Below are 11,081 nucleotides of genomic sequence, written 5' to 3'. Positions count from 1 at the left end.
CTCTGGATGCGGTCCTTGCACACGCAAGGACCGCGTCCAGAGGACTGATTGCGGGAGAAAGGAGCGGGCCCGCACCGTGCAGCATCGGTGCGGGCCCGCGGTTCGAAGGGGGACGTCAGAAAGCCGCGGTGATCCGCGTGAAGTCCCAGTCGTTCTGTGCGATACCACTGCAGTTCTCGGCGACCCCGCCGTTCGGGCAGCCCCGGTCACGGTTGGTCGACCAGAACGCGAGCCTGGCGATCCTGTTCGTCCTGGACCAGTCGGTGATCCGCGTCCAGGTGTCGAGACTCGTCAGTTCCCGCTGGTCCGAAAGACCGTTCATCCCGCTGATGCCGAGGTGGCCGTACGCCGTGGCGTCGTTCCACCCGAACGTCGACTTCAGCTTGTCCCGCAGACCGTTCGCGGCCCGGATGGTGTTCCCGTACATGTCCGCGCCACCACCGAAATCGAACGGCATGATCGTGTAGACGTCGATCCCGGCGTTCAGCGCCTTCGACTGGTCGATGAGCCGGTTGCCCCAGGAGTTCGGGCCGCTGGTCGTCGTGCCGAAGGTGAGGATGGTCTGGATGCCGGGGTTGTTCGCCTTCACGATCTTCAGCGCGTTCAGCACGCGGTCCTGCACGACCGCGTTCTCGAACTCGTCGGTGTTCTCGATGTCGATGTCGATCGCCTTGAGACCGTAGGCGTCGATCACCTTCTGGTAGGCACCGGCGAGCGCTTCCGGCGTCGAGCAGTTCGGGCCGAGCTTGTTGCCGCTCCACCCGCCGAAGGACGGCACGATCTGCCCGCCCGCGGCCTTGATCTGCGCGATCGCGTTCGCGTCGACGCCGCCCTGCAGCGGACGGCTGCCGTCCCAGGCGGGGTTGCAGCCACCGGACGAAAGGATGAACGCCATCGTGAACCATTTGATCCCGGTCGCGTTCATGACCGTCTGCGGATTCGGCGGGCTGCCCCAGCCCAGGTAGAGATACGGCGCGCCACGGCCGCCGGGCAGCGGCGGGTTGCTCGTGGTCGTCGTCGGAGAAGACGTGGTGGGCGTGGTCGGCGTCGTGGTCGGACCGCCGCCGCCCGGATCGCAGGACCCGCCGTTGATCTTGCAGTTCGCCGGGGCTACGTAGCCACCGGAGTACTTGACGTTGAACCCGAAGCTGGTGGAACCGCCGTTGGACAGGTTGCCGTTCCAGGTGTTCTTCACCGTCACGTGCTGGCCGGACACCGAGTAGCTGCCGTCCCACAACGAGGCGATCGAGTGCCCCGCGGGGAGGTCGAATTCGACCGTCCACGAGGGAAGGCTCGATCCCGAGTTGTTGCTGATCGTGTACTTGCCTTCCCAGCCCGAGCCCCAATCGGAACCCTTGCTGAAGGCGGCGCCGACGCCGCCGGCCGCGGAGGCCGGCGCGATCACGAGGATCGCGCCGGCCGTTGCGGCAGCGGCGGCCAGGCCGACGGCCTGGATCCAAATCCGCTTGCCCACTGTCGGACCCCTCAGTTCAGGCCGTTGCGCATGGCCGTGACGAGTTCACCGTTGGAGGTGTCACCACTGAGCTCCCAGAAGAACGCGCCGCCGAGACCCTGGTTCTTGGTCCAGCCCATCTTTCCGTTGATGGTCGCGGGAGTGTCGTAGCTCCACCAGTTGTTGCCGCACTTCGCGTACGCGGTACCCGCGACGGTGCCGGTCGCCGGGCAGCTGTTCTTGAGGATCTTGTAGTCCTCGATGCCCGCCTCGTAGGTGCCCGGTGCCGCGCCGGTCGCGGTGCCGCCCGGGGCGTCCTGGGTGACGCCTGTCCAGCCTCGGCCGTAGAAACCGATACCCAGCAACAGTTTGCTCGCCGGGACACCCTTGGCCTTGAGCTTCTGGATGGCTTCGTCGGAGTTGAAACCCTGCTGCGGGATGCCGGGGTACGACGTCAGCGGCGAGTGCGGGGCCGTCGGTCCCTGCGCCGCCCAAGCGCCGAAGAAGTCGTACGTCATGACGTTGTACCAGTCGAAGTACGCCGACGCGGGGCCGTAGTCGGCGGCGTCGATCTTGCCACCGCTGCTGGCGTCCGCGGTGATCGCGGCGGTGACCAGGAACGAGGAGCCGAACTTGGTGCGCAGCGCCTGTGCCACGTTCTTGATCGCGGCGGGGCCGCTGGTGTCACAGGTGAGACCGCAGGCGTTCGGGTACTCCCAGTCGATGTCGATACCGTCGAAGACGTCGGCCCAGCGCGGGTCCTTGATGAGCTTGTAGCAGGATTCCGCGAACGCGGCCGGGTTCTTCGACGCCTGGCCGAAGCCGCCGGACCAGGTCCAGCCGCCGAACGACCACAGCACCTTGAGGCCAGGGTACATCTTCTTCAGCTTGCGCAGCTGGTTGAAGTTACCGCGCAGCGAACCGGCGTCCCACGAGTCCGCGACACCGTCCACACTGGACGCGGCGTCGTAGAACTTGTCGTAGTCGGCGTAGGTGTCGTCGTTCGCGGTGCAGGAACCGTTGGTGACGTTGCCGAACGCGTAGTTGATATGCGTCAGCTTGGCCGCGGAACCGGAAGTGTGGATGTTCTTCACGTGGTAGTTGCGGCCGTAGACGCCCCACTGCACGAAATAGCCGAGGTTCTTCTTCGCGCCCGGGTTCGGGTTCGAAGTCGTGGTGGTCGGCGGGTTGCTCGTGCTGGTCGACGTCGGGGGATTGGACGTCGTGGTGGTCGGTGTGGTCGGCGTCGTGGTCGGGTTACCGCCGCCAGGGTCGCAGGAGCCGCCGTTGATCTTGCAGTTGGCGGGCGCGGTGTAGGCGCCGGAGTACTTGACGTTGAACCCGAAGCTGGTGGAACCGCCGTTGGAAAGGTTGCCGTTCCAGGTGTTCTTGACGGTCACGTGCTGGCCGGAGACGGTGTAGCTGCCGTCCCACAGCGAAGCGATCGAGTGGCCCGCCGCGAGATCGAACTCGACCGTCCAGGAGCTCAGGCTGGCTCCGGAGTTGTTGGTGATCGTGTACTTGCCTTCCCAGCCGGTGCCCCAATCCGACCCCTTGGTCAGGGTGGCTCCGACGCCGCCTGCCGCGTTCGCCGGCACGGTCACCAGACCGACGGCCAGCGCCGCCACGGCCGTGAACAGGCCGACCAGATGCCATCTTTTTCTCGACATTTCACTCCTTACAACCCGGTGCAGGGAAATGATCTTGGAGATGATTTCGTCAAAGGGAAATCAGCGACATCGCGTTGCCGAGGCCGGAGCCGGGCAGGCGGGGATGCGTCTTCATCGACCACCTCCATGCGGAACGCTTTGTTGCGGGAGACGGTACGTGGTCTGGACCAATATGGGAAGCATCACTACGTAGAGTGGTGATTTTCCTGCGAACGGCCTAATACGTTCGACAGCGTTAACCGTTCACTGGTTCGGTGCCGCTTACCGGCGGAAATCGTCCATTTCGCCGAGGCGGGCGATATTCGCCGATTCGTCGGGGTCGGGCAGGACACCGGAAAGGAACACGTCGGTGATTTCGACGGCCACATCGGGGGCCAGGCGTTTGAGGCTCAGCGCCAGCACGTTGGCGTCGTTCCATTTGCGCGCGCCCGCGGCGATCCAGGTGTCCCAGGCCAGCGCCGCGCGGACCCCGGGGACCTTGTTGGCCGCGATGGCCGTCCCCGTCCCGGTCCAGCACATCACCACGCCGAAATCGGCATCGCCTTCCGCGACCGCCCTGCCGACCGCCGCGCCGAGTTCCGGCCAGACGTCCGACGTCGCGGGGCGGAGCACCTCGTGGCCCGACTCGGCGAGATAGGCCTGGACGGCGTCCGTGGTGGCGTTCCGGTCGTCGGCGGCGAAGGCGATCCTCATATCCGGATCGTAACGCCGCGTCGACAGGTGACGAACCGGAAGTCATGGGAGGATCGCGGCGTGGACTCGTCTGCGGAGGAGCACCAGGTCCAGCGTGACCAGGAGATCGCACGGACACGGATTCTCGACACCGCCGCCCGGCTGATCGGCGAGGCGGGTTTCGCCCGGCTGAAGATCGGCATGATCTGCGCCAGGACCGGCTATCCCAGTGGCGTCGTCTACCAGTTGTTCGGTTCGAAGGAGACGCTGGTGCAGCGGCTCGTCGAGTTCGCCGCGGAGAAGTTCGCCGACGTCTTCAGCGCCGCCGTCGCCACCAGGACCGGTGGGCTGACCCCGAGTCCGATGGATATGCTGCGCGCCCTGCTGGACATCTTCTTCGAACTGCTCACCGACATGCCGCCGCTGAACCGGGCGTTCGTGGTGCTCTGGACGGACGCGACCGTCGGCGATCCGGCGGTGCGGTCGGCGATGACCGAGGCCGATCGCCGGTACCGCTTCGCCATCGCGCAGACCGTCGCCGCCGGGCTCGCGGACGGTTCCATCACCGGCGTCCGCGATCCCGACGCGTACGCGGCGGCGCTGGTCGGGCAGCTGCGGGGGATCGCCGTGGCCTCGATCATCGATCCCGGCGGCATCGACCTGCGTGCCGTCCGCGCGGAGATGGAGTACGCCGTGGACCGGCTCGCTTAAACCTTGGTCAGCGCGGCCGCGCCGAACGAGACACTGAACCGTTCACACCAGATGGTCACACTCGAATAGCGCGTCAGATCGGTGCCCGCGGGCAGCGTGTAGTTCTGGCTTCCCTTGTTGCCCTTGAGTTTCCCGGCGCTCACGTACGCGCCGTCGTCGAACACGAACCAGCCACCCTTGCCGGGGATGACCGGCGCGTCGGTGAGCCAGACCCGCAGATCCGGTCCGTTGCTCGTGTCGAGGTTCTCCAGGCGCAGCACCAGTGATCCGTCGGCCGCGCGCAGGATCCGGACCTTGCCGCTGGTCGCGTGCTCGTGGCTGATCAGTTCGCCGGTGGCCACGACCGAGGGCTCTTTCGGGGCGGACGTGGCGCTTCCCGAAGTCTGGGTGGTCGGCTGAGCCGAGGGCTGGGCGACGACGGGAACGGCCTCGTCGACCGTCTCGTTGACCCAGAGCTTCCACGGCTGGAACCAGTAGAGGCCCGCGGCGGCCGCCACCACCAGTCCGGCCGCCAGTACGGCGAGCACCCGCTTGCGTTTCATGAGGACATTCAACCGCGCGAACCGTCCGGATCGCCCGGTTCGGGCGGTTACCGAACTCTTACGGCGCCGATCGGGCGGGGTCACGGCTGGGTTTCGGCACCTTGACCGCGATCACGCCGCTTGACACGATTGCCGATCTGAAAAGGGCATATCGGACGGAGGCCCCTCGATGGGTTCGGCGATGTTTTCCATCCTCCTGCCGGTAGCGCTGGCACTGGTCATGTTCGGGCTAGGGCTGACACTGACCGTCGGCGACTTCACGCGCGTACTGAAATATCCGAAGGCGGCCGTCATCGCGCTCGTGTGCCAGATGATCGTGCTGCCCGTGATCTGCGTCGGCCTCATCGTGCTGTTCGGCCTCGAAGGCGTGCTCGCGGTCGGCATGATGCTGCTCGTCGCCTCGCCGGGCGGGACCTCGGCGAACCTGTTCAGCCACCTCGCCGGTGGCGACGTCGCCCTGAACGTCACACTCACGGCGATCAACTCGGTACTGGCCGTGTTCACCCTGCCGCTGGTGGTCGGCCTGTCGATGGCCGGATTCCTCGACGGCGGCGCCTCGGTCGGGCTCCAGCCCGCGAAGTTCCTGCAGGTGTTCGCGATCGTGCTGATCCCGGTCGTGATCGGGATGGCGGTGCGGCACCGGTTCACCGGCTGGGCCGAGCGGATGCGCAAACCGGTCAAGATCGGCTCCGCCGTGGTGCTCGTCCTGGTGATCGCGGCCGCGATCGCGCAGGAGTTCCGGACGCTGGCGGACAACATCTGGACGCTCGGGCCGGTCGCGCTGGCGCTTTCCGTGCTCAGCCTCGCGATCGGGTACTACGTGCCTCGACTGTTCCGAGTGGACCGCGGGCAGTCGATCGCGTCCGCCATGGAGATCGGCGTCCACAATGCCACGCTCGCGATCGCGGTGGCGTATTCCGTGCTCGGCGACAAGGCGATGGCCGTGCCCGCCGGGGTCTACGGCGTGCTCATGTTCTTCCCCGCCGGGATCGCGGCGTACCTGTTGTCCCGCAGCAGGGAGAGCACGCCGGTCTGAGCTAATTTGAGGGAGTGCCTCGTTCTCCCATCGGCGAGTTCCTCGACGTGAACGGCGTCGCCGTCCACGTCCGGCAGGACGGTGCCGGGCCGCCGTTGGTGCTGCTGCACGGGTATTGCGGGTCGGTGCACTGGTTCGACCGGCTCACCCTCGGCCTGGCCGCGCGGCATCGGGTGATCCGGGTGGATCTGCTGGGACACGGGTGCACAGGTGGTTCTTCGGGGCTCGACGCGGCGTCGCAGGGACGCATGGTGGCCGCCGTCCTCGATGCGCTGGACGTCGAGGACGTCCTGGTCGCCGGTCACTCCTTCGGTGCGGACGTCGCCTTGGCGCTGGCCGCGATCTCCCCGCGAGTCGGTTCCGTGGTGCTGATCGGACAGGCGCCGGACTACAGCTACGCCTCCTTTCCGCCGGGCAGTTCGGTGCTGCTGCCGATGGTCGGCGCGCTCGTGCGGACGGTCGCCGATCGGCGATGGATCCGGCTCGCTTCCCGGTTCCGCCGCAGCGGCTGGTTCGACGATCCCTTGCAGGACTTGGCGGATCACGCCGTCACCGCGCCGTCGATGGCCAGGGTGGTCCTCGTGGAACGGGCGCGGCTGCTCGCGTTTCGTCCTCTCGATGCGCAAGTGGCGGCCTTGGGGTTGCCGTGCCTGGTGATTCTCGGGCGGCGGGACCGCTTTTACGACTGTGACAAGACTTTCGCGCGGTACTCGGCGGCCGGGGCCCGCGTGGAGGTCGTGGAGGACGCCGGGCACTCGCCGTTCCTGGAGCGGCCGGGCGAGGTCGCTCGGTTGCTTCGTGAGTTCCGGGCATAGCGGCCGACGCTTTCGCGTGTCTGGATGGACGACACGCGTGATCGGGCGGACGACTCGCGGCGGAACGCGGCCGCGCGTGTGTCGTCCGTCCAGTCACGCGTGTCGTCCGTCGGATCACGCGTGTCGTCCACTCAGTCACGCGAAATCGCCTTGAGCGGCGCGTGAAGGCCCCCTTCCCTCGGCTCAGCCGAGGAAGCTCGACCTTCACACCTTCCCCAGTACATAAAGGACCCCTTCCTTGCGCCTAGGTACAGGAAGGGGGCCTTCATGTACTTCAGGCGCTGACGTCCCCGATCGCCTTGTCCAGGGTGCCCAGCCCTTCCGCCAGTTCGTCCTCGGTCGCGGTCAGCGGGGGAGCGATCCGGAAGACCCCGCCCATTCCCGGCAACTGCACGATGTTCATGTGCAGCCCCAGTTCGAGGCACCGCCGCGTGACCAGCGCGCCCAGTTCGTCGGAACTCTCCTTCGTGGCCCGGTCCACGACGAGTTCCACGCCGACCAGCAGACCGCGCCCGCGGATGTCGCCGACGACGGGATGACGGGCGGCGATGTCGTCGAGACCGCGGCGGAGGAAGGCACCCAGTCCGGTGGCGCGTTCGTCGAGCCGGTCGCGGGTGAGGACGTCGAGCACGGTGTTCCCGACGGCCGCCACCAGCGGGTCCGCGACGTGCGTGGTGAAGAACAGATAGCCGCGGTCGTGCGCTTCCTGTTCGATCTCGGCGCTCGTGATCACCGCCGCGAGCGGGAGGCCGGCGCCCAGCGTCTTGGACAGGGTGAGGATGTCGGGGACGACGCCGTCGCGTTCGAACGCGTACCAGTTTCCCGTGCGGCACAAGCCGGTCTGTGCCTCGTCGAGGATCAGCAGCATCCCGCGTTCGCGACACTTCTGGTGCAGCGCGGCGAAATATCCCACCGGTGGCTCGATGATCCCGCCCGAGCTGAGGACCGGTTCGACGATGCACGCCGCGAGGCTGCCGACGGACTGGGCGTCGATCATCTCGAACCCGAAGTCCAGTTGCCGCTTCCAGTCCAGTTCCCCTTCCGGGGTGAGGAAGTCCGGCCGATACGCGTTCGGCGCGGGAATGGCGAAGTTGCCGGGCGCGGTCGGCCCGTAGCCCTTGCGGCCGGCACTGTAGGTCGCGTTCGCCGCCGCTTGCGTCATCCCGTGCCACGACCGGGCGAACGACACGATCTCGTGCTTCCCGGTGACGAGTTTCGCCATCCGGATCGCGGCCTCGTTCGACTCCGCCCCGGTGGTCAGGAGTAGCGCCTTTTCCAGCGGTGACGGCAAAGTCTCGGCCAGCCGTCGCGCGAGGTCGACGACGGGGCGGCTCAGCATCCCGCTGAACAGGTGGTCGAGCGAGCCGATCTGCCGTCGTACGGTCTCGACGATCTCGGGATGCGAATGCCCGAGGATCGCGCTCATCTGTCCCGAAGTGAAGTCGAGGATCCGCCGTCCGGACTCGGTGAACAGGTAGCTCCCGGCGGCGTGATCGATGATCTCGCGGGTGAAGTCGCCTGCCCCGGCGTAGCGCACGAGGTGCCGGTCGGCGTCGGCCCAGAAACGGTCGGCGGTGGACAGTTCGGTGATCGGAGCAGCCATGCCCTGACGGTAAATCCCCGCCGAGCGACACGTCCATCTCACGATTCCGGCTGTGCTGTTCGGCCGATCCGTACAACAATGGCGCCATGCTCAATCCGTGGAGGCTCAGCCTGCTGAGCAGACTGGACACGCTCGGCACCGTCCGCGCGGTCGCGAAAGCGGCCAACCTGAGCGCGTCCAGCGTGTCCCAGCAGCTCGCGGTCCTCGAGGCCGAGACGCGGACACACCTGCTGGAGCGCACCGGCCGCCGCGTCCGGCTGACCCCGGCCGGGCGGATGCTGGCCCGCCGCGCGAGGGAGATCCTCGACCACATGGACACCGTCGAGGCCGAGCTGCGCGGTCTCGGTGAGGGACCGGCGGGGCTCGTCCGCCTCGGCGCCTTCCAGAGTTCGATCCACACCATCGCCGTCCCCGCGGTGAACCGGCTGGCCCGCTCGCATCCGCGCCTGCAGATCGAACTGCTCGAACTCGAACCGCACGTCAGCATGCCCGCGCTCCGCGTCGGTGACGCCGACGTCATCATCACCACCACGGACTTCGTCGAACAGCCGCTGGGGCCCGACGTCGAACTCGTACCGCTCGCGACCGACCCGATCGTGCTCGTCGTCCCGCCCGGTCATCCGGCCGCGGGCCGCGGCCCTGCCGACCTCGCCGCCTACGCGAGCGAGCCATGGGCGTTCGACGTTCCCCAGTCGTACATGGCGAATCTCGCCACCCGGCTCTGCCGCGAAGCCGGTTTCGAGCCGCGCGTGATCGCCCGGTTCAGCAACTACATGATGACCTTGCAGCACGTCGAGGCCGGGCTTTCGATCGCTCTTCTGCCGGGCCTCGCCGTCGACCGGCGCTACCGCGTCGCCACCCGCGAGCTCGTGACGCCGGTCGACCGGTCGATCACCGCGGCGATCAGGCGCGGGTCCGCGCCTCGCGCCGCTGTCGACCTGGTTCTCGAGGCGATCCGGAGCCATCCGGAACTGCCGCTGTGAACCCGTGCCGTCGCGCCACCAGCACCACGGCCAGCGTCGGCACGAGCAGTACCAGGACACTCCAGGGGAACGACTCCGCGCCGAAGCCGTCGAGGAGGACCCCACCCGCGATCCCGCCGCCCGCCATCGCCGCGTTCCACAAGGTGACCAGCATGGCCTGCGCGATATCCGCCGCGCCGCCCTGGTCACCCGCCTGCGCGGCGGCGGTCTGCAGCAGGGTCGGGATGCCGCCCCAGCCGAGCCCCCACAGGGTCACCGCGAGATAGACCAGCGCCGGGCTTTCGCCCAGCAGAGCCAAAATCGTCGCTCCGGCCGCCACGAGAAGGGTGCCGGCGACGGTCAGCGGACGCAGCCGGCGGTCGATGAAGAGGCCGACGAACCAGATGCTGACCATCGACGCCAGGCCGAACACCAGCAGGATCCGATCGACCGAGCCGCCCAGCGACACGTGTTCGAGGAAGGTCGCGATGTAGGTGTAGAGGATGTTGTGCGCCAGCACGAACGTCAGTGTCACGAACAGGACGGCGGCCACGCCGGGAACGGCGAGGGTCCGGCGCACCGGGAGCCTGCCGCCCTTGTCCTGCCCGGGAAAATCGGGGACGGCCAGCGCGATCCAGGCGAGCAGGCCGAGCGCGAGCGCCGACATGAGCGAGAACGTCACCTGCCAGCCGAAGAGACCGCCCAGGAAGGTGCCGGCGGGGATGCCGAGCGAGAGCGCGAGCGGGATACCGGTCATCACGACGGCGATCGCCTTGCCCCGCACCGGTTCCGGCGCCAGCCGCCGGGCGTAACCGGCCAGCAGTGCCCAGACCACGCCCGCCGCGATCCCGGCGACGAATCGCGCGCCGAGGGTCAGCGGATAGTTCGTGGACAGCGCCGTGACCGTGTTGGCGATGGCGAAACCGGCGACTCCGGTCAGGAGCAAGCGTCTGCGGCGCCAGCCCGCGGTCGCCGCGGACAGGGGGATCGCGGTCAGCGCGGTGCCGATCGCGTACACCGTCACCAGTTGCCCTGTCGCCGCTTCGCTGACGCCGAGCCCGGCGCTCATCGCGGGCAGCACCCCCGCGGGAAGGGCTTCGGTGAGGACGGTGACGAACGCCGCCGTGGTCAGCGCGAGCAGCGCGCCGAGTGGGAGTTTCGCAGTCATGATCCGTATGCTCGAACCATCACACAGATGTGAAGGTCAAGTCGGCCGGGGTGAGGTGGCGCACATGCGGATCGGGGAACTGTCGGAGCGGACGGGGACGTCGCGCCGCCTGCTGCGGTACTACGAGGAGCAGGGTCTCATCGTCTCGGAGCGGCTGGCCAACGGCTACCGCGACTACGCCGAATCGTCGGTCGACCGGGTCATCCAGGTCCGCGGCCTGCTCGACGCCGGGCTGCCGACCAGGATCATCAAGCAGATCCTGCCGTGCCTGGACAAACCCCGGCAGATCTACTTCCCGGACGCGACCGCGGAGATGCTCGAAACCCTGGAGGCCGAACGCGACCGGATGACCCGGCGCGCCGAATGCCTGCTCCGCAACCGGGACGCCATCACCGAGTACCTCGACGCGGTCCGCGCCTACGACCCGGCGTCCTGAGCCGGGAGAGGCT

The 11,081-nt window shown here is 67.8% G+C and carries 11 protein-coding genes; 5 read left to right on the top strand and 6 right to left on the bottom strand.

The annotated features are described in order from the left end of the window. Positions 1-115: 115 nt before the first annotated feature. From ACFVM3_RS26725 to ACFVM3_RS26715, 3 genes are all read right to left on the bottom strand, one after another. A complete protein-coding gene (locus ACFVM3_RS26725; RefSeq protein ID WP_378442728.1) occupies positions 116-1,474 on the bottom strand; it encodes a cellulose binding domain-containing protein in 1,359 nt (452 codons plus the stop codon). 11 nt (positions 1,475-1,485) lie between these two features. Continuing rightward, on the bottom strand, positions 1,486-3,123 hold the full coding sequence (locus ACFVM3_RS26720) for a glycosyl hydrolase family 18 protein (protein ID WP_378442727.1): 1,638 nt from the start codon (positions 3,121-3,123) through the stop codon (positions 1,486-1,488). A 261-nt stretch (positions 3,124-3,384) separates the two neighbouring features. Further along, positions 3,385-3,816, bottom strand: a complete 432-nt coding sequence (locus ACFVM3_RS26715) for an RpiB/LacA/LacB family sugar-phosphate isomerase (protein ID WP_378442726.1) — start codon at positions 3,814-3,816, stop codon at positions 3,385-3,387. A 60-nt stretch (positions 3,817-3,876) separates the two neighbouring features. Here ACFVM3_RS26715 and ACFVM3_RS26710 point away from each other — a divergent pair, with 60 nt between their 5' ends. After that, entirely contained in the window at positions 3,877-4,506 is a 630-nt protein-coding gene (locus ACFVM3_RS26710) for a TetR/AcrR family transcriptional regulator (RefSeq protein ID WP_378442725.1), read from the top strand. On the opposite strand, the gene ACFVM3_RS26705 is transcribed toward ACFVM3_RS26710, so the two are convergent. After that, positions 4,503-5,048, bottom strand: a complete 546-nt coding sequence (locus tag ACFVM3_RS26705) for a DM13 domain-containing protein (protein ID WP_378442724.1) — start codon at positions 5,046-5,048, stop codon at positions 4,503-4,505. The two genes, ACFVM3_RS26710 and ACFVM3_RS26705, sit on opposite strands and share 4 nt — an antisense overlap. A gap of 169 nt (positions 5,049-5,217) precedes the next feature. Here ACFVM3_RS26705 and ACFVM3_RS26700 point away from each other — a divergent pair, with 169 nt between their 5' ends. Both ACFVM3_RS26700 and ACFVM3_RS26695 read left to right on the top strand, forming a co-directional pair. Further along, on the top strand, positions 5,218-6,084 hold the full coding sequence (locus ACFVM3_RS26700; protein WP_378442723.1) for a bile acid:sodium symporter family protein: 867 nt from the start codon (positions 5,218-5,220) through the stop codon (positions 6,082-6,084). Positions 6,085-6,098: 14 nt separating this feature from the next. After that, positions 6,099-6,899 carry an alpha/beta fold hydrolase gene (locus tag ACFVM3_RS26695; protein WP_378442722.1) on the top strand — a complete coding sequence of 267 codons (801 nt, stop codon included), beginning with the start codon at positions 6,099-6,101 and terminating at the stop codon, positions 6,897-6,899. Positions 6,900-7,173: 274 nt separating this feature from the next. On the opposite strand, the gene ACFVM3_RS26690 is transcribed toward ACFVM3_RS26695, so the two are convergent. Then, positions 7,174-8,502, bottom strand: a complete 1,329-nt coding sequence (locus ACFVM3_RS26690; RefSeq protein ID WP_378442721.1) for an aspartate aminotransferase family protein — start codon at positions 8,500-8,502, stop codon at positions 7,174-7,176. A gap of 86 nt (positions 8,503-8,588) precedes the next feature. Here ACFVM3_RS26690 and ACFVM3_RS26685 point away from each other — a divergent pair, with 86 nt between their 5' ends. After that, positions 8,589-9,485: a LysR substrate-binding domain-containing protein gene (locus tag ACFVM3_RS26685; RefSeq protein ID WP_378442720.1), complete on the top strand. Its 897-nt coding sequence runs from the start codon at positions 8,589-8,591 to the stop codon at positions 9,483-9,485. Here ACFVM3_RS26685 and ACFVM3_RS26680 read toward each other — a convergent pair. Then, entirely contained in the window at positions 9,406-10,632 is a 1,227-nt protein-coding gene (locus tag ACFVM3_RS26680) for an MFS transporter (RefSeq protein ID WP_378442719.1), read from the bottom strand. The genes ACFVM3_RS26685 and ACFVM3_RS26680 overlap by 80 nt on opposite strands. 64 nt (positions 10,633-10,696) lie before the next feature. Here ACFVM3_RS26680 and ACFVM3_RS26675 point away from each other — a divergent pair, with 64 nt between their 5' ends. Beyond that, entirely contained in the window at positions 10,697-11,068 is a 372-nt protein-coding gene (locus ACFVM3_RS26675; protein WP_378442718.1) for a MerR family transcriptional regulator, read from the top strand. Positions 11,069-11,081 lie beyond the last annotated feature (13 nt).

The sequence above is a fragment of the Amycolatopsis sp. NPDC057786 genome (assembly GCF_042797905.1).
Classification (GTDB): Bacteria; Actinomycetota; Actinomycetes; order Mycobacteriales; family Pseudonocardiaceae; genus Amycolatopsis.
This window is presented reverse-complemented; position numbering and strand designations above follow the sequence as displayed.